This is a genomic window from Alcaligenes sp. (assembly GCF_050255915.1).
Lineage (GTDB): Bacteria > Pseudomonadota > Gammaproteobacteria > Burkholderiales > Burkholderiaceae_B > Alcaligenes > Alcaligenes aquatilis.
Genome location: NZ_JBFWIQ010000006.1, coordinates 86214 through 111018 on the forward strand (window position 1 = coordinate 86214; position 24805 = coordinate 111018).

A 24805-nucleotide genomic window follows, 5' to 3' on the forward strand; every position below is an offset into this window, starting at 1 on the left:
GAGTGATGCGCTATGGAACTGATCGATACGTTTCTGAATCCGACCATTCTTGCCGCCAGTTGGCCGTTGCTGATGCAGGGCCTGTGGCTGACGGTCAAGCTCGCCGTCATTATTGTGCCGCTGGCCGCGTTGCTGGGCCTGATTATTGCTTGCCTGCACTATCAGCGGCATCGCTGGCTGAACCGATTGATCTTGCTGTATGTGGATTTCTTTCGTGCCTTCCCGCCTTTGGTGTTGCTGATCTTCATTTACTACGGCCTGCCGTTCCTGGGCCTGCCCTTGAATGAATTTTCCGCCACGGTGCTGGCGCTGGTGCTCAACAGCAGTGGCTATTTTGCGGAGATTTTCCGCGCTGGGCTGGAGTCGGTCTCGCCCGGCCAGAACGAGGCGGCACGCTCGACTGGCCTGAATGCCCGTCAGGCCATGGCCTATGTGGTCGTGCCCCAGGGTGTGCGCAATGTGATTCCGGATCTGGCCAGCAACACGTTGGAAGCCATCAAGCAGACCTCGATTGCCTCGGCCGTGGCCTTGCCCGAGCTGTTGCGTTCTGCCCAGATCATGCAGGGCGAGACCTACAGCCAGACACCGCTGATAGCTGCTGCGCTGATTTACTTCCTTCTTCTGTGGCCCTTGGTACGCATGATTTCGCGTATGCAAAAGCCATTTGTCATTCCACGTTGAGCCTAAGCGTAACTATGAAAAATAAAGGTGTCTTTTCCATTTGCCCCACCCCCTTCAAGCCGGGTGGCGAGCTGGATTTGCAAAGCCTGGTCAGTCTGGTGAATTTCCAGCTGGAAGCCGGTATTCACGGACTGGCGATTTTGGGGGTAATGGGTGAACTGCACAAGCTCAGCACCTTCGAGCGCCGGCGTGTCATTGAAACCGTGGTGGCTGCGGTGCGTGGTGCGGTGCCGGTATGGGTGGGCGTGCGTGCTCTGGGCACAGCCGCCGCCGTGGAACAGGCTCGCAGTGCCGAGGATCTGGGCGCGGATGCGATCTTTGTGGCCCCCTTGGCCGGGGCCGACGAGGACATGCAGGTGGCCTATTACCGCCAGATCGTGCAGGTGATCCGTATTCCGGTGGTGATTCATGACTTCCCGGAACTGTTTGCCGCCCGTATCAGCCCCGCCTTGGCCGTGCGCCTGAAAGGCGAGGCGGGGGTGTCCATGTTGAACTCTGAAGATCCGCCTGTTGGTCAGAAAATTACCGCCGTGCGTGGCTTGTCCGGTGATGCACTGCCTATCTTGAGTGGCCTGGGCGGCATGCATTTTCTGGAGGAACTGCAACGGGGGGCCGATGGTGTGGTTACCGGCTTTTCCTTCCCGGAAATTCTGTTGAAAGTGTATGAGCTGCATCGCCAGGGCGATCAAGAAGAAGCCGCCCGTGTCTTTGACCGTTATTGCTCGCTGATTCGCTACGAATTCCAGCCCTTGGTGGCGCTGGCGTTGCGCAAATATTCCTATATGCGTCGTGGCATCATCGCCTGCGACGCTACCCGCGATCCGGCCACGGCGCTGGATCACATCAGCCGTGACGAGTTCGAGGCCGTGGTACGCCGCGTGGGCCTGGATTTGTCCGTCAAGGGCGTGCAAACCGTTTAAACCTTGCTGTTCTTGAGTAATTGCTGCATTTGTTGGATTTGCCGGGTAAGTAGCGTCTGGGGGACCCGGCGTTGTTTACCCGGTTTTTTTTGCTTCTTCTTCTTCTTCTTCTTCTTCTTCTTCTTCTTCTTCTTCTTCTTCGTCTTCTTCTTCTTCGTCTTCTTCTTCTTCTTCTTTGGCCCTTGTAGAGCGGAGCTGTGTCCGGAGCAGGAGATTTGCGAGAAAAGGGGACAAGGAGTGCGAAGAGGCTGCATGTTTAGATAGTGCCTCGTGAAAACGCCGGTCTGGGCCGGGGGGCCGTCCTCCGGGCTTGGCTTCTTGCCGGTGCTGCGCACCGGTGCCCTTGTCAGGCTTGCTATTCGGGCGCGCCCTGAACTCGCGAAAGTGCCTTGTCCGCAGGACAAAGCACAAGCATTTCGCTCAAACAGCAGGGCGCTTGTACCCCGAATAGCAAGCCCGCCTGCGGCAAGAAGCCTGAATCGCCCAGAGGACGGCCCCCCGGCCCAGACCGGCTCACAATGATTATCAATATGAGCCCTTCCTCCTTCTGGGGTCTGGCGGTGCGGCTCTTTGGGCTGCTGTCGCGGCGTGAGGGACTTGAGGGGGGCGAGGTTTGCGTGTGGGTCGTCGCTTTCAACCGTTAGCGGTGGGTGTGGGGAGAGACAAAAGCAGGAGCGAATTACTAGCTATTGAGTGTCTGATGCTTTGTGGGAGCATGAACCTTGCTCGGAATATCCCGCTCAACAAGCTGTCGTGCGTAATCTGGAGTTTGTCGTTTGTCTTTGACGCTAGAGCCAAAGCTGTCTGGGTGTTGCCAGGGTTTTTGAAGTGGCTAGAGTCGCGCAGTATGATCAAGCATTCTGCCCTTGGATCGGGATTGCCATGTTTGCTTATGTCGGGCTGCGTACTGCCTGCTTTGATACGCCTTTAGGGGTGATGCGTTTGCTGGTCGATGCTCAAGGTGCTTTGCTGCGCCTGGACTTCGAGGAAGAGACTGTGCATGGCCTGACGCCCGAGCAACTGGCCGGCTTGATCCCTGAACCGGCGTTGGCCGAACCTGTGCAGGAACAGTTGGACGCGTATTTTGCCGGCAAGCGGCAGCAGTTTGATCTGCCCTTCAGCCTGCAAGGCACCGAGTTTCAGCAACAGGTCTGGCAGGCCTTGCTGACGATTCCCTACGGCCAAACCTGGACTTACGGGCAAATGGCCGAACATCTGGACCGCCCCAAAGCGGTGCGTGCCGTAGGCCAGGCTTGCGGCCTGAACCCCATCAGTATCATCGTGCCTTGCCATCGTGTGCAGGGTGCCAATGGCATGTTGACCGGCTTTAGCTCCGGCCTGCACCGCAAAGCCAGCTTGCTGGACTTTGAGCGCCGCGTGTATTTGACCGGTGAGGCAGACTTTCAACTGAGCATGCCCGCCCAGTTGGATTTGTTCTAGCGCAGGCCAGGGTCCACTCCGTACCCAAATCAACAAGCCCCCGTGCACAGAATCACAAGTCCGGGCTTGTCCTCGTCCCTATACTGGATTCGTTAAGAATCAACTATTCCGTGTGGAGACAGACTATGGGGCAAGACGTACAACCCGAGCGCAACGCGATTCGCGAACACATGATTATTGACGGCAAGCCCGTCAGTGATTCTCAAGGACCCACCATTCCCGTCTACGATCCCGCAACGGGACAGGTGATTGCGCACCAGCCCGAGGCCGGTACTCAAGGCGTAGATCTTGCTGTTCGTGCTGCCCGCCAGGCTTTGGAACAGGGCGAATGGGGCAAGATGCTGCCCGCCCAACGCGAGCGCCTGCTGTTGCGTTTGGCCGATCTGGTCGAAGCCAACGCCGACGAGCTGGCTCGTTTGGAAACCCTGAACAACGGCAAACTGCTGTTCTTCTCCTACGGTCTGGAAGTGGCCGCCAGCGCGCAATGGCTGCGTTACATGGCTGGCTGGGCAACCAAGATCAGCGGTGAACTGCTGTCGCCCTCGATCGCTTTTCCTCCCGGCATCAATTACCACGCTTACACCCGTCAAGAGCCTGTGGGTGTGGTTGGCGCCATCGTGCCCTGGAACTTCCCGCTGCTGATGGCCGTGTGGAAAATCGCCCCTGCCATGGCAGCGGGTTGCACCGTGGTTCTGAAGCCTGCTGAAGAGACTCCGCTGACCGCCATTCGTCTGGCCGAACTGGCTCTGGAAGCCGGTTTCCCCGCCGGTGTGATCAACGTGATCACGGGCCGTGGCGAAAGCACGGGTGCGGCGTTGACGGCTCACCCCGACGTGAACAAGATTTCCTTTACCGGCTCCACGGAAGTGGGCAAGTTGATTGGCCATCAAGCCATCAACGATATGAAGCGTATGTCTCTGGAGCTGGGCGGCAAGTCCCCCGTGGTCATCATGGACGATTGCGATGTGGACATGGCCATTCAAGGTGCGGCCAACGCCATCTTCTTTAACCAGGGTCAGGTGTGTACCGCCGGTTCGCGTCTGTTTGTCCAAAAAGGCATTTACGAGCGCGTGGTGCAGGGCGTAGCCGATCTGGCTTCTTCCATGACTCTGGGCTCGGGCTTTGAGCAGTCCACCCAGATTGCTCCGTTGATTTCCGCCCGTCATCAGCAGCGTGTGCAGAACTACATTGAGGCGGGTCGCCAGCAAGGCGGGCGCATGTTGGCAGGCGAGGGCGTACGCCCCGAGCAGGGCTACTTCGTACGTCCCACCGTGTTTGCCGACGTGGCACCCGATGCCCGCATCATGCGTGAAGAAATCTTTGGCCCTGTGGTGGTGGCGACCCCGTTTGACACCGAGGCGCAGGCATTGGCATTGGCCAACGATACAGACTTTGGCCTGGGTGCCAGCGTCTGGAGTCAGGACCTGGCCCGGGTGCAACGTCTGACCGCCGGTATCAAGGCGGGCACGGTGTGGGTCAACACCCACAACATGCTGGACCCCAGCATGCCCTTTGGTGGCTACAAGCAGTCTGGCCTGGGTCGGGAACACGGGCGTGCGGCGGTAGAGGCTTACCTGGAGACCAAATCGGTCTGCATGGCCTATCCGGCAGCCTAGTAAGAACCTGATCAAGGACTTGATCAGGTTCAGTACAAGGGCGCGAACACAATAACGATACCGTTCGCGCCTCTTTGAGGAGACAACAATAATGTATGCAATTTTGCAGCGAACCGCGCTGGCCTTGGCTTTGAGCGGCGTCAGTGCCGGACTGGCCCATGCGGGCGACCCCAGTGCCCGGGATTGGATACCTGCTCCGGTGGGCACCAATATCGTGGCCGTCTACATGATGGGCCTGAAGTCGCATGGTTTTTATGATCAGGGTTCACGCATTGGCGATAGCCCCAAGCTGAATGTGCAAGGCATGGTTTACCGCCAGATGCACTTTCGTGAGCTGGCCGGAAAAACGGTGCAGTACGAACTGATCGTGCCCGGCTTTCGCACCACGCTGGATGTTCCAGGGCAAGACCGTGATCGCATGACAGGGATGGGTGATGTGACTGCCGGTGCTGCCGTGTGGCTGCACAACGATCCGGAAAACCGTTTCTGGTTTGCCTGGGAGCCTTTCATCACTGCACCGACGGGTCGCTACCACGGCTCGCACGCGGATGTGTCTGCTGGCAAGAACCGCTGGAGCACGATTCAGGACTTCGCGATTGTGAAAGGCTTTGGCGAGTCCTCTTTTGTGGAAGGTGTGGCGGAGTTCGAGTTCTTTGGCAATAACAAGAACTACTACGGTCAGACCCTGAAAAAAGACACGGCAATTCGTCTGATGGCCCTGGTGTCCACCAACCTGACTGAAAAGACGTATGTAGGTATGCGCTATCGCTACGAAACGGGCGGGCGCGAGCGGGTCAATGGTCAAACCACGGTGACGCGGGCGCGTAACCATCAATTGGCCGCCGAGATCACGCACCAGTTGACTGACGCTCACCAGGTGCAATTGCAGTACATCCATGATTTGAAAGTCGAAAATGGCCCGCGCATGCGCGGCCTGCAATTCCGTTATGCCTATGCGTTCTGACCGCGTGGACGCCCATGAGGAGAGACATCCAATGAAGTCTAAATTTACATTAACGACCGCCGCCGCCATGTTGGGGCTGATGGTGCTGGCCGGTGGAGCACAAGCCCAGGATAAACCGCGCGAGGTCCTGACTGGCGGGCACAGCGTGTCTGCCCCCCAGGAAAACCGCATCTATGTCATGGACTCGGTGTTCAACCACCTGACCGAAAGCCGTGTACACGTTTATGACTACACCAACGGCAAGTTCCTGGGCATGGTGCCCACGGCCTTTAACGGCCACGTGCAGTTGTCTAACGACGGCAAGAAAATCTACACCATGACCACCTACCACGAGCGCATTACGCGTGGAAAGCGCTCGGACGTGGTGGAAGTGTGGGATGCCGACAAGCTGACCTTTGAAAAAGAAATTTCCTTGCCACCCAAGCGTGTTCAAGGTCTGAACTACGATGGCCTGTTCCGTCAGACCACGGACGGCAAGTTCATCGTGCTGCAAAACGCCTCGCCGGCGACTTCTATCGGGATTGTGGACGTGGCCAAGGGCGATTATGTGGAAGACGTCACCGCCGCAGCCGGTTGCTGGAGCGTGATCCCTCAGCCCAACCGTCCACGCAGCTTCATGACCATTTGTGGTGATGGTGGCCTGTTGACGATCAATCTGGGCGAGGACGGCAAGGTGGCCAGCCAGTCGCGCAGCAAGCAGATGTTCTCTGTGAAGGACGACCCGATTTTTATCGCGCCCGCTCTGGATAAGGACAAGGCGTACTTCGTGTCCTACTACGGCAATGTCTACAGTGCGGATTTCAGCAGTGACGAGGTCAAGGTGGATGGTCCCTGGTCCATGTTAAATGACGAGGACAAGGCCAAGAACTGGGTGCCCGGTGGCTACAACCTGGTGGGTCTGCATCGTGCCAGTGGCCGTATGTACGTGTTCATGCACCCGGATGGCAAAGAGGGCACGCACAAGTTCCCTGCGGCCGAAATCTGGGTCATGGATACCAAGACTAAAAAACGCCTAGCCCGTATACCCGGACGTGATGCCTTGTCCATGACCATTGATCAGCAACGCAATCTGTTGCTGACGCTGGACGGTGGCAATGTGAACGTCTACGACATCAGCCAGCCTGAACCCAAGTTGCTGCGCACGATCGAAGGTGCGGCAGAAGCGTCCTTGCAAGTTCAGTTTCACCCAGTTGGGGGTGTCTGATATGGACCCGGTCCTGACTTATGCCAGCCTGGCTTGCTTGGCCGTGCTGATGGGGCTGGGGGCGCTGGATAAATTGCGTCACTTCAGCCTGTTCGAGGCAGCCGTTGGCGGTTATCGATTGCTGCCGGAAATGGTGTTACGACCATTCAGTGTGCTGTTTGTCGCTGCCGAGGCCTTGAGTGCGCCTTTGCTGCTGTGGCCAGCCAGCCGTTCGCTAGGGGCGATTCTGGCCCTGTGCGTCCTATTGGTCGCCACCAGTGGCATTGTGATGAACCTGCTGCGCGGCCGCCGCGATGTCGATTGCGGTTGCTCGGGGTTGGGTGAGTCCTCCGGTGGTTTGTCCTGGTGGCTGGTGGCTCGCAATGCTTTGCTGGCTGCGTTGGCCGTGGCCAGCGGTGACTGGGCTATCAGCAGTGCCCGCGAACTGGTCTGGGTGGATGGTTTGACCTTTTTTGGTGCCACCTTGGCCTTGCTGGGCCTGTACTACGCGGCTAACCAACTGATCGAATCCCATCTGAAATTCCAGAAAATGCAGAATTCTTAGGAGACCTCAATGACCGCTTTACTGATTTCCAACGTCATTTTATGGGTAATCGTACTGGCCCTGGTGGTGCTGGTACTTGCCCTGTCGCGCCAGATTGGCGTGTTGTACGAACGGGTTGCCCCCATGGGTGCCCTGACCATGGACAAAGGCCCGCAAGTGGGTGATGCCGCACCCGTCATGGAACTGCAAGACCTGCGTGGTCGTGCCCTTACCGTAGGGGTGGCTGGCCCGCGTAGCCAGTTGATTTTCTTCATGTCGCCTACCTGCCCGGTGTGCAAGAAGCTTTTGCCTATTTTGAAGTCTATTCAGGGCGCGGAAGGTCAGTGGGTCGATATTGTGCTGGCCAGTGATGGCGAGATGCCCGAGCATCTGGCTTTCTACCAGAAAGCACAACTGGACAGCTTCCCCTACGTCCTGTCCACGCAATTGGGCATGGGTTTTCAGATCAGCAAACTGCCTTATGCCGTGTTGATCGACGAGAACGGCATCGTGCGCGGCAAGGGTCTGGTCAATTCGCGTGAACAGCTCGAAAGCCTGTTTACCGCTAAAGACCTGGGTGTTGCGTCGGCGCAGGAATACTTGGCCGGTGACTCGGGCATGAAGCAAGTGCAGGTATCACGAAAGGAGAACGTCAATGCGTTGGCTGGATAAATTTGGGGAGAGCCTCTCCCGTTCTGTGGCCCACAAGACTTCGCGTCGCAGCGTGCTGCGCTCGGTGGGTAAACTAATGGTCGGTTCGGCCTTTGTGCTGCCCGTATTGCCCGTGGCTCGCGCTGCCGGTGGTGGTGGCAGCAGCAGTAGTGGTGCCGATCACATCAGTCTGAATCCCGATCTGGCCAGTGAAGACGAGGTGAACTCCTGCGACTACTGGCGTCACTGCGCGGTGGACGGCTTCCTGTGCTCTTGCTGCGGCGGCACCACCACGACGTGCCCTCCGGGCTCGACGCCGTCGCCCATCTCGTGGATTGGCACTTGCCATAACCCGCATGATGGAAAGGACTACTTGATCAGCTATCACGACTGCTGCGGCAAGACCGCTTGCGGCCGCTGCCAGTGCAATACGCAGACTCGTGAGCGTCCTGGTTACGAGTTCTTCCTGCACAATGATGTGAACTGGTGCATGGCGAACGAGAACAGTACCTTCCACTGCACGACGTCGGTATTGGTGGGTTTGGCTAAAAACTAAAAACGGCTCGCAAGGCTGTCAGGGTTGCGGGAAGAACGGCCCATTGGATGTCAGTTCTCTTCCTTCTTGGCAGACCTCAGGGTTGGAATAAGGTGCCGGGCGGCCAGGATGGCGTCCGGTCACTTAAGGAGGCATCACTGTGTGGACATCTTTGCGCCTGGCCTGTTTGGGCGTCGTACTGCTGGCGTTGACGCCTTGGGCCCATGCCCAGGAAGAGATGACCGGAACGGGCGACTACTTGCAAAGCTCCCAGGCTTTTAAAGACTATATGCTGCAATGTGCTGGCTGCCATCGCTACGATGGTCAGGGCCTGACGCAGCGTGGAATCCCCGACTTCAACCAGTCCATTGGCTTGTTTACCCGCTTGCCGGCGGGACGGGACTATATGATTCGGGTTCCCGGTGCTGCACAGTCGCAACTGGATAATGCGGATCTGGCTCGTGTGCTGAACTGGATTGTGGCCAAATTCAGCCCCGAAGAAATGACACCCGATTACCGGCCCTTTACCTCGGCTGAGGTAGGGGCGGCACGTCATCACCGTTTTGATGATGTGCTCAAGGCGCGTACAGCGTTAACCGTCAAGATGAACAGCATGGGTTTGGAGCCCGCTCCTTATCTGTATGGCTCCATGGAGCGCTGAGATAGCGGGTTAACGACCGTAGACGCTTGAATTTTTTAGGGCTATAAGAAAAGGGGCATATCCTGCTCCTTACCCCGATCAATAGCGTTGGCCGCAAGGGCCCCTCAGGCAATGTCTATGTTATTGCGCACTCCCTCTGCTTCTTTCAAGAGCCTGGCTGCTTGGCAGGAAGTGGTGTGTGCGTACTTCGTGCCCTTGGAAGTCCAGCCGGACTCGCGCCGTGGCTTCTCTAACCGGGCAGCAACCGACCGCATGGGTTCGGTCGATGTGATGGAGCTGTGTACCAGCGCGCAGCGTGTGCGCCGCACCCAGGCCCTGGCCAACCGTTCCGAGCAGGCGCTGTACAAGGTCACCTTGCAAATCAGTGGCAGTAGCCAGATTGAGCAGAACAATCGCAGCAGCATTTTGCAGGCTGGGCAGTGGGGCATTTATGACACCACCCGCCCTTACGAAGTAGCCGTGCAGGATCAATCCCATTTTCTGGTCTTGCAGTTCGAGGAAGAGCGCCTGCTGCCTTGGCTGCCTTGGTTAAGCGATGCCGTAGCCCGGTCGTTCTCGGCCACCACCGGTCCGGCCCGGATTGCCATGGACATGCTGCGTCTGGGCTTGCAGGAACGCGGGCACTTGTCGCCCTCGGCCTTGAGCGAACTGTCCCAAACCGTCATTCGCATGATGGCGTTGAGTCTGGCCGATGGCCGTCCGGTGACGACCGAGTCGGCCCTGGACGAAGTGCGGCGTGGGCAACTGCTGCAAATTCAGCAATACGTACAGGATCATCTGGGTGATACCGGTTTGAATGCACAGTCCCTGGCATTGCAGTTTCGTATTTCACGCCGCTATCTCTATAAGCTGTTCGAGCTGTGCGGACAAGCCCCCGCCGACTACATCATGGCCGCCCGCCTGGAGCGCGCCTGTCAATTGCTGGTCGATGGCAAACCTGGCCGGCAGATCAGTGAATTGGCCTGGCAAATGGGGTTTTCCGATGCGGCCGTGTTCAGCCACGCCTTTCGCCGACGCTATGGCGTATCACCCAGTGAATGGCGTCGCAGCCGCCTTTTGGGCGATTAAGTACAGCTACGTAGACGCAAATCCGACTTATCGCAAACCGCTCGGATTCCTATCCTAGAAGCTCATGATTCTGGGGCGGCCGGTGTGGCCCGCCTAGCTTCTCAAGGATAGTCTTATGCGTCTCCACCTCGATTGCGCTTTGCTGCATGCCCAGCCAACATGGGCCCAGAACGTGCTGGCCATCATCCCGCCGTGCGAGCGTTTGCAACTGCACGCCTTGCAGGCTCCGCCGCCTGCCCATGCCGATCAGGACTATTTGTTTTTGCGCCGTTCGGCTGCCTTGCTGCTGCGGTTTGACGCCTGTCTGATTCCCGTTGAGGCCTCTACCCTGATTCAGGTGCGTCGTGCTCTGTCGGCGGCCCAGGGCCATTTGCCGGTGCCGGTCTTTGGTCTGGTACGTGCCGCCATCAAAGCCGCCGCCCTGACAGACCTTCTGGAACTGGGGCTGGCCGACTATGTCCGTGAGCCTTTGTGCCTGGACGATTTGCGTGCCCGCATCAATCGGCATCGTTTGCAGACGGCCTCCCACGCTTTGAATGAACCGGGGCTGTCCGGTCGGATACACTATAGGGTGCAGGAAAACCAGGATCTGGTCCTGCATCCCGGCCCAACGGAGCAGCGCCTGTCGCAAACGATCTTGCAACAGGAGGGGACAACGCTGGAAGCCTATGCCGCTGCGGTAGCCTCGCGCTACGCCAGCAGCCAGGAATCTTTCAAAGTTGCCAAGGGACGGATCGTGGCCCGCTTCGAGCAGGCTTATATCCATGCCGCCCTTGATCGCCATAGCGGCAATATCGCCATGGCGGCCCGCTCCGCACAAAAGCACCGGCGTGCTTTCTGGGCACTGATGCGCAAACACCATATCGATGCAGCGCGCTTTCGATCCGCGTCAAACCCAGACGACGAACACGATGGTTAAAATTAACAGGCATTTTTCAATAGGGATTGCCGTGTCTTTACCTCAATTAAAAAACGATGTTTTCCTGCGTTCGCTGTTGCGCGAACCGGTGCCTTACACCCCCATCTGGCTGATGCGTCAGGCCGGGCGTTATTTGCCTGAATACAATGCCACTCGAGCCCAGGCTGGCTCTTTCATGCAACTGGCTCAGAATCCCGAATTTGCGTGTGAAGTCACCTTACAGCCCCTGCGTCGTTTCGATCTGGATGCGGCTATTCTGTTCTCGGACATCCTGACCGTACCGCATGCCATGGGTCTGGGTCTGGATTTCGTGGCGGGTGAAGGCCCGCGTTTTGCCCGCCCTGTACGCAACGAGGCCGATGTCATGGCGCTGCAAGCGCCGGACATGTCCAAGCTGCAATACGTGTTCGACGCTGTCTCGCTGATCCGCAAGGAACTGGACGGCAAAGTACCGCTGATCGGCTTTGCCGGCAGCCCCTGGACCATCGCCTGCTATATGGTCGAAGGTCAAGGTTCGGACGATTACCGCTTGGTGAAAAGCATGATGTATCAGCGTCCAGACCTGATGCACCGCATGCTGGAAATCAATGCCCAAACCACCTGCGAATACCTGAACAACCAGATTCGTGCCGGTGCACAGGCGGTCATGTTGTTCGATAGCTGGGGTGGTGTACTGTCCGATTCCCTGTTCCAGGAATTCTCCCTGGCCTACACCCGTAAAGTGGTTGATGGCCTGATTCGCGAGCATGACGGCAAGCGTGTCCCTGTCATTGTCTTTACCAAGGGTGGCGGCATGTGGCTGGAAGATATCGCGGGCTGTGGTGCTGATGCCATGGGTGTGGACTGGACGGTAAACCTGTCCCGTGCACGCACGCGTATCGGTGACAAGCTGGCCCTGCAAGGCAATCTGGACCCCATGACCATGTTTGGTGGCGAAGAGGCCATCCGTCGTGAAGCCCGCCGCGTTATCGACGACTTTGGCCCCGTGGGTCAGGGCGGTCACGTGTTCAACTTCGGTCACGGTATTTCGCGTTTCACTGATCCGGAAGCCGTAGGCATTCTGGTCGATGAAGTGCATTCCTACAGCCGTCGTCACCACAGCGTTTGATTGTTTTTGCGCACGGGCTATGGCAGCTTGTGCGCAAAGTTATGCACACAGATGGGTAGAAGTTTGTGGTCTTTATATTTAAGGTTTAATTTTAATAGCCGGTTTTAATTATTTGATTTCTCTGAGTTTTATTCTTGTTTCAGAGGCATTGAAAATTAAATTGTATCTGTGCTTGCTTCTTTGTGTTTTTTGTTCATGTCATTTTCCCCAAAGTTATCCACAGGCCGCTAAGCTCTTGACTTATCAGGCTTTCAGCCAGGCCAGCCCTTTTGCGAATCGCCATCCATGACCGCCACTCCTGACGCTATTTCTGCATCGGCAAGCACCGGACCTTTCTGGCTGCATGTGGCTTTGGACGTCCCCCTGGATGGGGTGTTTGATTATCAGCACCACGAACCTGTTCTGGTCGGACAGCGGGTCATTGTGCATTTTGGGCGGCGGCAGATGATAGGGGTGGTGGTGGCCTTGCCGGAACAACCTTCCTACCCGCCCGAGCAGGTCAAGTCGATTGATCAACTGCTGGATGACTTGCCTCCTTTTCCGGAAGACTGGTTGCGGATGGCGCGCTTTGCGTCCACCTATTACCACCGTCCCTTGGGCGAGGTCATGATGCCGTCCTTGCCGGGGCCCTTGCGTAAACCTTCTGCCTATCTGGGCAAGCGTTCCGCAGGTGGTCCGGTACTGCGCATGGCCAAGCGCAAGGAAAAGAAGGTGGAGCCGGTGGACAGCGATGTCCTGCCTGTGCTCAATGCCGAACAGCAGGCTGCGGTCGATGGCATTGTGGCGGCCAAACCCGGTAGCTGCCTATTGCTGCATGGCGTAACGGGTAGCGGGAAAACCGAAGTCTATATGCGGGTGCTGGAACACGTGTTGGCCGCTGGTCGGCAGGTTTTGTTCATGGTGCCCGAAATCAATCTGACGCCTCAGTTCGAGCAGGTCTTGCGGGCACGATTGGCGCGCGTGCTGCCTGGTGATGTGCTGGCTGTCCTGCACAGTGGCTTGTCTGAAGGCGAGCGGCTGCGCTCCTGGCTGCGCGTCAATAGTGGTCAGGCTCGCATTTTGCTGGGAACACGGCTGTCCATCTTCACGCCCATGCCCGAGCTGGGCCTGATTATTGTGGACGAGGAACACGATGCCTCTTACAAGCAGCAAGATGGCTTGCGCTACTCCGCTCGGGATCTGGCCGTGTGGCGTGGCTACGATCTGAAAGTGCCGGTGGTGCTGGGCTCCGCCACACCTTCGCTGGAAAGCTGGAATCATGCCCGGCAAGGGCGCTATAGCCTGCTGAGCCTGCCCAAACGTGCCCGCGAGGTCTCTTTGCCGCGAGTGCGCCTGGTCGACACCCGTCATTTGCGGCTGGATTCGGGTTTTTCTCCTCAACTGCTGGATGCGCTGGAAGCGTGTCTGGATCGGGGCGAGCAGTCGCTGGTTTTTATTAACCGACGTGGCTACGCGCCTGTGCTGCATTGTGCCTCTTGCGGCTGGCTGTCCCAATGTCCGCGCTGCACGGTTTACACCGTGCTGCATAGGCAAAATGGCTTCAAGCATAATTTGCAGTGTCATCACTGTGGTTATCAAGCGCCTGTGCCGCGTGCTTGCCCGGATTGTGGCGATCAGGACCTGCAGCCCATGGGCCGGGGTACGCAGCGGATTGAAGAGTTTTTGGGTGAGCGGTTTCCGAATGCTCGCCTGGTGCGTATTGATGCGGACAGCACCCGCTTGAAGGGCAGTGCGCAGCAATTGTTCGAGCAGGTTCATGCAGGTGAAGTGGATATCATGGTGGGTACCCAGATGGTGGCCAAAGGCCATGACTTTACGCGCTTGAGCGTTGTCGGCGTGTTGAATGCAGATGCCACCTTGTTTGCCCATGATTTCCGTGCGCCCGAGCGCTTGTTTGCGCAACTGATGCAGGTGGCAGGCCGAGCAGGCCGTCATACTGAAGGGGCGGATGTCATCATCCAGACGGGCTACCCGGAGCAGGCTGTTTATCAAAGTCTGATCAAACACGATTACATTGGCTTTGCTCAAAGCGCCTTGAACGAGCGCGAGTCGGTGGGTTTGCCGCCTTTTGCTTATCAAGTGCTGCTGTCGGCCGAAGCGCCGCAGTTGGCCGATGCCATTCGCTTGCTGACGCAGGCACGACGCTTGCCCGAAGACTATCCGAACGAATTTCCAGGCGCGGATCAGGTTTTCCTGTACGATCCTGTGCCTTTACGCGTGTTGCGCGTTGCCAAAGTCGAGCGCGCTCAACTGTTGTTGGAAAGCGCTCATCGCCCGGCCTTGCAGGCCTTTGTACGATACTGGGGGCCGCAGGTCGCGCAGTTGGCCAAGCAGCATAAAGTGCGTATTACGATCGAGGTCGACCCCCTCGAGATCTAAAATTCCACAGGCTCATGTGCGTGCAGAGGCGGTAGGAGTAGCTTGGGTACCGCAGGGTGTATCCTTGTGCGCTATGCAGCTATGCAGCTATGCAGCTATGCAGCTATGCAGCTATGCAGCTATGCAGCGATGAGCCAAGAGGCAGGAAGCGATGAGGCTGTGGCGCGATGTTGTTGCCCTGCCGCTGTCATGCTCTTGTACCTCGTTTCCGCTGTATCTCTGTGTTGGCCTTTCGCTTGTCATCAAACCATACTCGGCTTGGCCGGGATGTCACGTTTAGTTCTGCTGGTTGTTTGGCGTTGAACCTCGTTTTCTTGCCTAGTATTCACTGATTTCACCATGTCCACCTCCGTCACTACACCAGGCCATACCGTCCCCACTGACCTGAACGCCATGCAGCGTCAGGCTGTGTTGTATATGGACGGCCCCTGTCTGGTATTGGCCGGAGCGGGCAGTGGCAAGACACGCGTGATCACGCAGAAAATCGCCTATTTGCTGCGCGAATGCGGATACACGGGGCGGCAAGTGGTCGCGTTGACCTTCACCAATAAAGCTGCGCGTGAAATGAACGAGCGGATTCGCGCCTTGGTGGACCCCAAGCTGCTGCGAGGGCTGACTGTCAGCACCTTCCACTCTCTGGGCTTGCGCATGTTGCGCGAGGAAGCCCAGCACGTGGGTTTGAAGCCGCGCTTTTCCATTTTGGACTCCAACGATGCGTTGGCAATCATTCAGGAGTTGCTGGCCACCACGGATAAGGGGCGCCTGAGATCCGTGCAGCAAGAGATTTCCTTGTGGAAAAATGCCCTGATGGGGCCGGATGAGGCCGAGCGTGCTGCGAACTCGCCCAGCCAGATTGAAGCTGCGCGTATTTACCGTGATTATGCGGCGACCCTGATTGCCTATCAGTCGGTGGACTTTGACGACTTGATTCGTTTGCCGGCGCAATTGATGCAGGACAATCAGGACGTGCGCGAGCGCTGGCAGCGCCGGGTGCAGTATCTGTTGGTGGACGAGTATCAGGACACCAATCTTTGTCAGTATCAGCTGGTGCGTTCTCTTACCGGTCAGCGCAATATGTTCACGGTGGTGGGGGATGATGATCAGGCGATCTATGCCTGGCGGGGTGCCACCGTGGAGAATCTGGCGCAGTTGCCTAAAGATTATCCCGACCTGAAAGTCGTCAAGCTGGAGCAGAACTATCGCTCGGTGCAGCGCATCTTGCAGGCCGCCAATAACGTTATTGGCAATAACCCCGTCGTGTTCGGTAAAAAGCTCTGGTCTGATCTGGGTTTTGGTGAGCCCATTCAGGTTCATGTGACGGACGATGAGCAAAACGAGGCAGACTCGGTTGCCATGCGCATATCGGCAGAACGCTTTGAGCGTCAGGCCGAGTGGCGTGACTTTGCTGTTTTGTACCGGGGCAACCATCAGGCCCGTATTTTTGAGCAGGCCCTGCGTAATCTTCGCATTCCCTACACCATCTCGGGTGGGCAGAGTTTTTTTGACAAGGCCGAGATTCGCGACATCCTGTCTTACTTGCGTGTCGTTGCGAACGATGATGATGATCCGGCATTTATTCGTGCTGCCACCACGCCAAGGCGTGGTATTGGGCAGGCTACCTTGCAGGTGTTGGGGCAGTTTGCAGCAGAACAGAAGTTGTCCCTGTTCTCGGCTGTGCCCCAGATTGCACTGACGGATCGCCTGCCCGAGCGTCAGTTGGAGCCTTTACGTGTTTTTGCGCAGTTTATAGGGCGCATCCAGCAACGGGCGGATCGGGTAGAAAGCGATCAGGAAGGGCATGAAACGGCTGTCAGCGAATTGCTGGATGAGCTGCTGCGGGCGATTGATTACGAGCGCTATCTCTACGATATGTTCGACGAACGCCCCGCGCAGACCCGTTGGGAAAACGTGCTGGAGCTGATTACCTGGCTGAAATCCAAAGCGGCGGACGATGAGCTTAGTTTGAATGATCTGGTGCAGCGAGTCGCCCTGATCACCATGCTGGAGCGTGGCGAGGACGAAGACCCGGATGCAGTCAAATTGTCCACACTTCATGCCTCCAAGGGTCTGGAGTATCCGCATGTGTTCTTGGTGGGGGTGGAAGAGGGGCTGCTGCCTCACATCGGGCGTGATGACGAAGATATCGATCCGGATAAAGAGGCCGATATTCTGGCTCAGCGCATTCAGGAAGAACGACGTTTGATGTACGTGGGTATTACCCGTGCTCAGCGTAGCTTGCGCTTGAGCTGGTGCAAGAAGCGCCGGCGCGCACGCGAAAACCTGGTGCGGGAGCGGTCGCGCTTTATTGATGAGATGAAGATCGAAGACCCTGGTGCTCAAGAGGATCCGGCGCAGGCGGCCTTAAGTCCCAAGCAGCGGCTGGATATGCTGAAGAACTTGTTGAACAAGTCTTGAGCGGTTTTCATGGCTTGCAGATGATTGGGGGCTTTGTTCATGCTCTTAAGTCGCGCAAGCCTGCAAGCCAGCTTTTGCTGGCCTTTTCTATGTCTGCATGCTTAGGGGATGATGAGCATCTATTGCACAGACCCATCTTGATCTTGGGGAGAGGGGGGATAGGCTTTGAGGTGCTTATGCCTGGTAGGTTCAGGCTGTAGTTTGAGCAGCAACGTGCATAGTCGACAACACTGGCAAACGCAGAAAAAACAAAAGCCTGCTGATTTAGCAGGCTTTTCAACATCAAGCGGTGTTTTGCTTGAGCGTTACGACGGTGATGCGTGGCTTACCAGTAGCTGGCCGACATGCGCGAATCGCGAATGCGGGCTTCGTTCAAGGCCTGGGTCAGTGCGACCATGTAGTTGAACACCACGTTTGCGGCTTTGGAAACTTGTTTGGCCGCTGCTTTGGTCAGTCTAGTTAAAGACACGGATTCACCATTTTCCAGGGCATGCTGCATTACCCCACGCTCAACAGCATCACTCCAGTGGATGTAGTGCGAGTAAGTGGTCATGGTAGACATTTGCTGTCCCTTTAAGGTGAAGGTCTAAGTTACGAATCCTCATTATAGGGTTTTCCCTAGTTTAAAAACAAGGGAAAACCCTAGGTCGTGGGGTGGTTTGTAGCTTTTAAGGGAAAACCCTAGAATTTTGGGAAATGTTTTTTGGAATCAGTTGGTTAGGGGAGTGGGTTTTAGGGTGAGGGGCTTTCTTGCGGCAGCCCTTGCCGGCGGGGGCGGGGCCGGAGCGGAAGCTTGCCGGCGCTGCGCACCGATACCCTTGTCTGAGCCCGTCGTAGGGCGCACCTTGAACTCGTTCGGTGATTGGTCCGCCGGACCAATCACAAGCGCCGAACTCAAACAGCAAGGTGCTTGCATCCCTACGACCGCCCCAGACGGCGGCAAGCTCTCTGAATGTTCCAACCCCGCCCCCGCCAGCAAGGGCTTCAGAATGGTGGAAGCCAGTAGCCAGTAGCCAATCGTTCTGGTTGTTTGTTGGCTGTGTCTCAGTATTGGAAAAAAGGCTGGTGCTTGTGGAGGGACTGCCCGTAGGCTAGTTGCAGACAGCAGACAGCAGACAGCAGACAGCAGACAGCAGACAGCAGACAGCAGACAGCAGACAGCAGACAGCAGACAGCAGGCAGCAGGCAGCAGGCAGCAGGCAGCAGACAGCAGACAGCAGACAGCAGACAGCAGACAGCAGTGATCAATAGCGAATAAGAGCTTGTAAAGGCACCCAGGGTCATGAGTGGCTTTGTTCACCCAAAGACAAACAGCCAGCCGTTTATCGCGGCTGGCTGTTTGCTTACCGGTACTGCCAAGAGGACTTAACGGGGCAGTGTCGAACTCCCCATCAAGAACTCGTCTACGGAACGGGCACACTGGCGGCCTTCGCGGATGGCCCAGACGATCAGGGACTGGCCGCGTCGCATGTCTCCGGCCGCAAAGACTTTGGCCCGGCTGGTTTGGTAGTCGTCTGTGTTGGCGGCGACGTTGCCGCGTTGATCGGCGTCTACGGCAAAGGCTTCCAGAACTTGGCGAACGGGGGCGGTAAAGCCCATGGCCAGTAGAACCAGATCGGCAGGGAAGGTCATTTCGGAGCCAGCAATGGGTGTCATGCTCATGCGGCCTGTTGCTGGATCGGTTTTCCATTCCACGCGCACGGCGCGCAGTTCTTTGACCTGTCCGTTCTTGCCTTCCAGCTCTACCGTGTTGATCGCCCAGTCGCGTTCGCAGCCTTCTTCGTGCGAGGACGAGGTGCGCAGTTTCATGGGCCAGTAGGGCCAGGTCAGCTCCGTGTTTTCCTGCTCAGGCGGGCGGGGCATCAGTTCAAACTGGGTCACTGATTTTGCGCCTTGGCGTGTGCTGGTGCCCACGCAGTCCGAGCCGGTATCGCCACCGCCAATCACCACGACATGTTTGCCTTGGGCGCTGATGGCGGGGGTGCCTCGTGAACCGGCAACTTGCTGATTCTGGATGCGCAGGAAGTCCATGGCAGGGTGTACGCCTTGCAACTGGCTGCCGGGGGTATCGAGCAGGCGGGGGGTTTCAGAGCCGCCTGCCAGGACGATGGCGTCGAACTGTAGTTCCAGTTCGTCAGGTGATAACACGCTTAGCCCGGGTTCCTGCGCGGCCTGGTCTTGTGCCTGGCCAATATAGGTAGAGGGGCAAAACTGCACGCCCTCGGCCTGCATTTGTGCGATACGGCGATCCAACAGATGTTTTTCCAGCTTGAAGTCGGGGATGCCGTAGCGCATCAAGCCACCAATGCGGTCGCTTTTCTCGTACACGGTGACGTCGTGTCCGACGCGTGCCAATTGCTGAGCACAGGCCAAGCCGGCAGGGCCGGAGCCGATCACGGCCACGCGTTTGCCGGTTTTGTGGGTGGGCACTTGAGGTACTACCCAGCCTTCTGCCCAGCCCTTATCGATAATTGCGTGCTCGATGGACTTGATGCCCACGGGTACACGGTCGATGTTCAACGTACAGGCTGCCTCGCATGGTGCGGGGCAGATGCGGCCGGTAATTTCCGGAAAGTTGTTGGTGGAGTGCAGCACGTCCAGGGCTTCTTTCCACTGTTGGCGGTAAACCAGATCATTCCAGTCGGGGATGATGTTGTTGACCGGGCAACCGTTATGGCAGAAAGGGATGCCGCAGTCCATGCAGCGGGCGGCCTGTTGGCCGGCCTGCTCGTCATTTAATACCTGGACAAACTCTTTCCAGTGCTTGACCCGCTTTAAAGGAGCTTCTACGGCCTCTTGCAGACGTTGAAACTCAAGAAATCCAGTCGTCTTTCCCATGATGTGTCGTTTCCTGATGGTGATGGGAAGGGTTCAGGCCGAAGCCGAACGGCGGGTTTTACTGCTTTTGGGTGCGGCCTTGCTTGCCTGCGGGCCTTGCCACAATTCGCTCAGTGCACGGCGGTACTCGCGTGGAATGACTTTGACGAATTGCGCGCGGGCGCTGTCCCAGTCTTTCAGGAGCTCGCGGGCCTGGAAGCTGCCCGTGGCCTTGAAGTGCTCCTGAACCAGGGTGTGCAAGATGGCTTCGTCGGTCTGGCGTTCGCCTCCGGCAGTACGGCTGTGCCATTGCGCCATGCTGCTGTTCATTTCTTGCTCGGCCTTGCTCAGCACAGGCTCCAGATCCACCATGCCAGGGTTGCAGCGCAGTTGCAGGCGACGTTGGGGATCCCACACATAGGCCACGCCACCGGACATGCCAGCGGCAAAGTTGCGGCCAATTTCACCCAGCACCACGACGGTGCCGCCGGTCATGTATTCGCAACCGTGGTCGCCTACGCCTTCCACGACTGCACTGGCTCCGGAGTTCCGTACGGCAAAACGTTCACCGGCCACGCCGTTGAAATAGGCGGAACCTGCCAAGGCACCATAAAGCACGGTATTGCCCACGATGATGTGGTCCGGGCCGTAGCCACGGAAGTCGTTGGGTGAGCGCACGATAATGCGGCCACCGGACAAACCTTTACCCACGTAATCATTGGCTTCGCCCACCAGGTCCAGGGTGATGCCCTGAGCCAGGAAAGCGCCAAAGCTTTGGCCTGCCGTGCCTTTGCATTGAATGTGCAGGCTGTCGTCAGGCAGACCTTGATGACCGTATTTTTTGGTGAATACGCCCGAGAGCATGGCGCCGATGCTGCGGTTTCGATTGCGTACGGGGGTAATGAAAGAGAGCGGGGTGCCTTGGTTCAGAGTGACGGCGCTGCGCTCGATCAGTTGACGATCCAGTGTGTGATCCAGGTCATGATCCTGGGTAGCGATCTGACGTGGCGACTCGTCGTTATCAACTTTGTGCAGCAGGCGTGAAAAATCCAGACCCTGGGCTTTCCAGTGCTCAATGCCACTGCGCATATCCAGCCAGTCGCTGCGACCGATCAGATCGTCAAAATGACGCACGCCCAGCTTGGCCATCAGCTCACGCACCTCTTCGGCAACGAAGAAGAAGTAGTTCACTACGTGCTCGGGCTTGCCCTTGAACTTGCGGCGCAGCACGGGATCCTGGGTGGCAACGCCAACGGGACAGGTGTTCAGATGGCATTTGCGCATCATGATGCAGCCTTCCACGACCAGCGGGGCGGTAGCAAAGCCAAACTCATCTGCGCCCAGCAAGGCACCGATCACAACATCGCGGCCGGTTTTCATCTGGCCGTCGGCCTGTACGCGGATGCGGCTGCGCAAGCGGTTCAGCAACAGGGTCTGCTGGGTTTCAGCCAGGCCCAGTTCCCATGGGGTGCCGGCATGCTTGATGGAGGACAGGGGCGAGGCACCGGTGCCGCCGTCGTGACCGGCAATCACAATGTGATCGGCCTTGGCTTTGGCCACACCGGCAGCCACGGTGCCCACACCTACCTTGGACACCAGCTTGACGGAGATATCTGCCTGCGGGTTCACGTTCTTCAGGTCGTGAATCAACTGGGCCAAATCTTCGATGGAGTAAATGTCGTGGTGGGGTGGGGGCGAAATCAGGCCCACACCGGGCACGGAGTAACGCAGCTTGGCGATGTACTCGGACACTTTGTGGCCGGGCAGTTGGCCGCCTTCGCCGGGCTTGGCACCTTGTGCCATTTTGATCTGGATTTGATCGGCACTGCACAGGTATTGGGCCGACACGCCAAAGCGGCCGGATGCAACCTGCTTGATACGGGAGCGCAGCGAGTCGTTCTCTTGCAGGTCGATGTTGGCAAATACGCGATCCTGGCCCAGGACGCTGGCCAAGGTGTCACCTTGGCGGATGGCGCTTTTGCCGTGCTTCATTTCATGCTGATAGCGCAACTCGTCCTCGCCGCCTTCGCCGGTATTGGACTTGCCGCCAATCCGGTTCATGGCCACGGCCAGTACGGCATGGGCCTCAGTCGAGATCGAACCCAGCGACATGGCGCCCGTTGCAAAGCGTTTGACGATTTCGCTGGCGGGTTCCACTTCGTCCAGGGCAATGGCCTTGGCCGGGTCCAGACGCAGCTCGAACAAACCGCGCAGGGTCATATGACGGCGGCTTTGTTCGTTGATGAGCTGAGCGTATTCCTTGTAGGTGCTGTAGTTTTGGCTACGGGTGGCGTGTTGCAGCTTGGCAATGGAGTCGGCCGTCCACATATGCTCTTCGCCACGCACACGCACTGCGTATTCGCCACCGGCTTCCAGATGGTTCTCCAGAACGGGATCTTTGCTGTAGGCGGCGCGATGCTGGCGCAGTGCCTCTTCGGCCACGGTGAAGATATCAATCCCTTCTACCGGACAGGCGGTGCCCACAAAGTACTTGTCCACCAGCGAGTGCGACAGGCCGATGGTCTCGAAAATCTGTGCGCCGGTGTAGGACATGTAGGTGGAGATGCCCATTTTGGACATGACCTTGTACAAGCCCTTGTTGATGGCCTTGATGTAGTGGCTCTCGGCCTGGGAGGCATCAATCTGGTTGATGGGGTCCTGGGCCAGGTGTTGCAGGCTCTCAAAAGCCAGCCAGGGGTGCATGGCTTCGGCACCGTATGCACCCAGCAGCGCAAAGTGATGCACTTCGCGGGCCGAGCCGGTTTCCACGACCAGACCGGTGCGGGTACGCAGACCATTGCGGATCAGGTGTTGGTGAATGGCCGAGGTCGCCAGCAGGGCGGGAATGGCCACATGCTCGGCATCGCAACGGCGATCGGTCAGGATCAGAATGTTGTAGCCATCGCGTACGGCATCCGCCGCACGGGCGCACAGGGCGGCCACGCTGGCCTCAATGCCTTCCGGTCCCCAGGAGCTAGGGTAGACGATGTCCAGTTCCTGGCTGCGGAACTTGTCATTGCTGGCGGCATCAATGCGCCGGATCTGGTTCATGTCAGCCGGGCTTAACACAGGCTGGGACACTTCCAGACGCAGTGGTGGGTTGACGTTGTTGATGTCCAGCAAATTGGGTTTGGGGCCAATAAAGGACACCAGCGACATCACCATTTGTTCGCGAATCGGGTCGATCGGCGGGTTGGTGACCTGAGCAAATAGCTGGCGAAAGTAGTTGTAGAAGGGCTTGGATTTGTCGGACAGCACGGCCAAAGGCGCATCGTTGCCCATGGAGCCGGTTGCTTCTTCACCTTTGCTGGCCATGGGCTGCAGCACAACTTTGATGTCTTCCTGAGTCCAGCCAAAGGCTTGTTGCTGATCCAGCAGGTCACGGGTCGCCAATTGGGGACGCACGCCGGGCACGCTGGGCAGGGAGTCCAGGCGCAAGCGCAGGCGTTCAATCCACTGCTTGTAGGGGTGGGTATTGGCCAGTTGGGACTTGATCTCGGCATCATCAATGATGCGGCCTTGCTCCAGGTCGATCAGCAGCATCTTGCCGGGCTGCAGACGCCATTTTTTGACAATGCGGTGCTCGGGAATAGGAAGAGTACCGGCCTCGGAGGCCAGCACAATCATATCGTCGTCCGTGATGACATAGCGGGCCGGGCGCAAGCCGTTACGGTCCAGCAGAGCACCGATTTGAATGCCATCGGTAAAGGCGATGGCAGCCGGGCCATCCCAGGGCTCCATCTGGGCTGCGTAGTACTCGTAAAAGGCGCGACGGCTCTCGTCCATCTCGGCGTGCTGTTCCCAGGCCTCGGGCATCATGATCATCATGGCGTGAGGCAGGGAGTAGCCGGCCATCACCAGCAATTCCAGACAGTTGTCGAAGGTGGCCGTATCGGACTGGCCCTCGTACACGATAGGGTAGAGTTTTTGCAGATCCGAGCCCAGCACAGCCGATTCCATGGCACCTTCACGGGCGCGCAGCCAGTTGAAGTTGCCCTGTACGGTGTTGATCTCGCCGTTGTGGGCGATCAGACGGTAAGGGTGGGCCAAAGGCCAGGCGGGGAAGGTGTTGGTGGAAAAGCGCTGGTGCACCAGGGCCAGGGCCGAACAGGCACGCGGGTCGGCCAGATCGCGGTAGTAGCGGCCTACCTGGTCCGCCAGCAGCAGACCTTTGTAGACGATGGTCCGCACGGAGGCCGAAGTCACAAAGTATTCCTGTCCGTGGGCCAAATCCATGCGGTAGATAGCGTGGCTGGCGGTCTTGCGGATCACATACAGCTTGCGTTCCAGCGCGTCGGGCACCATCACATCCGGGCCACGACCAATGAACAACTGGCGAATGACCGGCTCGTTGGCCTTGACGGTGGGGGACATGGGCATGGTGCTGTCTACGGGCACGTCGCGCCAGCCCAGCATGTGCTGGCCTTCGGCTCGTACGGCACGCTCCAGCTCCTGTTCACAGGCCAGGCGGGAAGCTGTTTCCTTGGGCAGAAACACCATGGCCACGCCGTACTCGCCAGGGGGAGGCAGGGTCACGCCCTGGGCGGCCATTTCTTCGCGGTAAAGCTGGTCGGGGATCTGGATCAGAATGCCCGCACCGTCACCCATCAAAGGGTCTGCGCCTACAGCGCCGCGGTGATCGAGGTTTTCCAGGATTTTGAGGCCTTGGGTAATGATGGCGTGGCTCGCCTGGCCTTTGATGTGTGCGATAAATCCGACGCCGCAGGCGTCGTGTTCATTAGCGGGAAGGTACAAGCCTTGCGCTTGGGGGGGACAGGAGTGTGTCATGGGCGTATCCGCAAAGAACGTGTTAAAGCGGTGCATTTGTTGCAGCGCAAAAAATAAAATACAGCGATTTTTTTTTTGTACGCAAGAATTTTTTGCGAATACGGCAAAAAAAAATT

The 24805-nt window shown here is 57.7% G+C and carries 19 protein-coding genes; 15 read left to right on the plus strand and 4 right to left on the minus strand.

The window, feature by feature from the left end:
- Window positions 1–12: 12 nt before the first annotated feature.
- Together AB7E06_RS09275 and AB7E06_RS09280 are read left to right on the plus strand one after the other, a co-directional pair.
- Window positions 13–681, plus strand: coding sequence for an amino acid ABC transporter permease (locus AB7E06_RS09275; protein ID WP_094195413.1), 669 nt, complete (start codon window positions 13–15; stop codon window positions 679–681).
- 14 nt (window positions 682–695) lie between these two features.
- Window positions 696–1601, plus strand: a complete 906-nt coding sequence (locus AB7E06_RS09280; protein ID WP_108728250.1) for a dihydrodipicolinate synthase family protein — start codon at window positions 696–698, stop codon at window positions 1599–1601.
- Between the two features lie 75 nt (window positions 1602–1676).
- Here the strand turns inward: AB7E06_RS09280 and AB7E06_RS09285 are convergent, their stop codons facing one another.
- A complete protein-coding gene (locus tag AB7E06_RS09285; protein ID WP_427956513.1) occupies window positions 1677–1835 on the minus strand; it encodes a hypothetical protein in 159 nt (52 codons plus the stop codon).
- Between the two features lie 648 nt (window positions 1836–2483).
- Here AB7E06_RS09285 and AB7E06_RS09290 point away from each other — a divergent pair.
- The 13 genes from AB7E06_RS09290 to AB7E06_RS09350 all read left to right on the plus strand — a co-directional run bounded on the left by AB7E06_RS09290 (window position 2484) and on the right by AB7E06_RS09350 (window position 17084).
- Window positions 2484–3041 (plus strand): methylated-DNA--[protein]-cysteine S-methyltransferase, encoded by a 558-nt coding sequence (locus AB7E06_RS09290; RefSeq protein ID WP_108728249.1) that lies wholly within the window; start codon window positions 2484–2486, stop codon window positions 3039–3041.
- 125 nt (window positions 3042–3166) lie between these two features.
- Window positions 3167–4657, plus strand: a complete 1491-nt coding sequence (locus tag AB7E06_RS09295; protein ID WP_108728248.1) for an aldehyde dehydrogenase family protein — start codon at window positions 3167–3169, stop codon at window positions 4655–4657.
- A gap of 91 nt (window positions 4658–4748) precedes the next feature.
- Window positions 4749–5621: a transporter gene (locus AB7E06_RS09300; protein WP_108728247.1), complete on the plus strand. Its 873-nt coding sequence runs from the start codon at window positions 4749–4751 to the stop codon at window positions 5619–5621.
- A 31-nt stretch (window positions 5622–5652) separates the two neighbouring features.
- Window positions 5653–6825 carry an amine dehydrogenase large subunit gene (locus AB7E06_RS09305; RefSeq protein ID WP_321267510.1) on the plus strand — a complete coding sequence of 391 codons (1173 nt, stop codon included), beginning with the start codon at window positions 5653–5655 and terminating at the stop codon, window positions 6823–6825.
- Between the two features lies 1 nt (window position 6826).
- The gene (locus AB7E06_RS09310; protein WP_094195419.1) at window positions 6827–7369 is read left to right on the plus strand and encodes a MauE/DoxX family redox-associated membrane protein; all 543 of its coding nucleotides are present in this window, start codon (window positions 6827–6829) and stop codon (window positions 7367–7369) included.
- Between the two features lie 9 nt (window positions 7370–7378).
- The gene (gene mauD / locus AB7E06_RS09315) at window positions 7379–8020 is read left to right on the plus strand and encodes a methylamine dehydrogenase accessory protein MauD (protein ID WP_094195420.1); all 642 of its coding nucleotides are present in this window, start codon (window positions 7379–7381) and stop codon (window positions 8018–8020) included.
- Window positions 8004–8555, plus strand: a complete 552-nt coding sequence (locus tag AB7E06_RS09320; protein WP_108728244.1) for a methylamine dehydrogenase light chain — start codon at window positions 8004–8006, stop codon at window positions 8553–8555. The genes mauD and AB7E06_RS09320 overlap by 17 nt, the downstream gene beginning before the upstream one ends.
- 139 nt (window positions 8556–8694) lie before the next feature.
- Complete coding sequence (locus AB7E06_RS09325; protein WP_108728243.1) at window positions 8695–9195, plus strand: cytochrome C; 501 nt, start codon at window positions 8695–8697, stop codon at window positions 9193–9195.
- Window positions 9196–9312: 117 nt separating this feature from the next.
- On the plus strand, window positions 9313–10263 hold the full coding sequence (locus AB7E06_RS09330; RefSeq protein ID WP_108728242.1) for a helix-turn-helix domain-containing protein: 951 nt from the start codon (window positions 9313–9315) through the stop codon (window positions 10261–10263).
- Window positions 10264–10378: 115 nt separating this feature from the next.
- A complete protein-coding gene (locus tag AB7E06_RS09335; RefSeq protein ID WP_094195424.1) occupies window positions 10379–11182 on the plus strand; it encodes a hypothetical protein in 804 nt (267 codons plus the stop codon).
- A gap of 31 nt (window positions 11183–11213) precedes the next feature.
- Entirely contained in the window at window positions 11214–12290 is a 1077-nt protein-coding gene (hemE, locus tag AB7E06_RS09340; RefSeq protein WP_094195425.1) for a uroporphyrinogen decarboxylase, read from the plus strand.
- A gap of 285 nt (window positions 12291–12575) precedes the next feature.
- Window positions 12576–14669 (plus strand): primosomal protein N', encoded by a 2094-nt coding sequence (locus AB7E06_RS09345; protein ID WP_123050894.1) that lies wholly within the window; start codon window positions 12576–12578, stop codon window positions 14667–14669.
- Window positions 14670–15008: 339 nt separating this feature from the next.
- Window positions 15009–17084 (plus strand): UvrD-helicase domain-containing protein, encoded by a 2076-nt coding sequence (locus tag AB7E06_RS09350; protein WP_094195427.1) that lies wholly within the window; start codon window positions 15009–15011, stop codon window positions 17082–17084.
- A gap of 325 nt (window positions 17085–17409) precedes the next feature.
- On the opposite strand, the gene AB7E06_RS09355 is transcribed toward AB7E06_RS09350, so the two are convergent.
- The 3 genes from AB7E06_RS09355 to AB7E06_RS09365 form a co-directional block, all read right to left on the minus strand.
- Window positions 17410–17646: a hypothetical protein gene (locus tag AB7E06_RS09355; RefSeq protein ID WP_230018900.1), complete on the minus strand. Its 237-nt coding sequence runs from the start codon at window positions 17644–17646 to the stop codon at window positions 17410–17412.
- A gap of 803 nt (window positions 17647–18449) precedes the next feature.
- Window positions 18450–19922, minus strand: coding sequence for a glutamate synthase subunit beta (locus tag AB7E06_RS09360; RefSeq protein ID WP_094195430.1), 1473 nt, complete (start codon window positions 19920–19922; stop codon window positions 18450–18452).
- Window positions 19923–19955: 33 nt separating this feature from the next.
- Window positions 19956–24689, minus strand: a complete 4734-nt coding sequence (locus AB7E06_RS09365; RefSeq protein ID WP_427956524.1) for a glutamate synthase-related protein — start codon at window positions 24687–24689, stop codon at window positions 19956–19958.
- Window positions 24690–24805 lie beyond the last annotated feature (116 nt).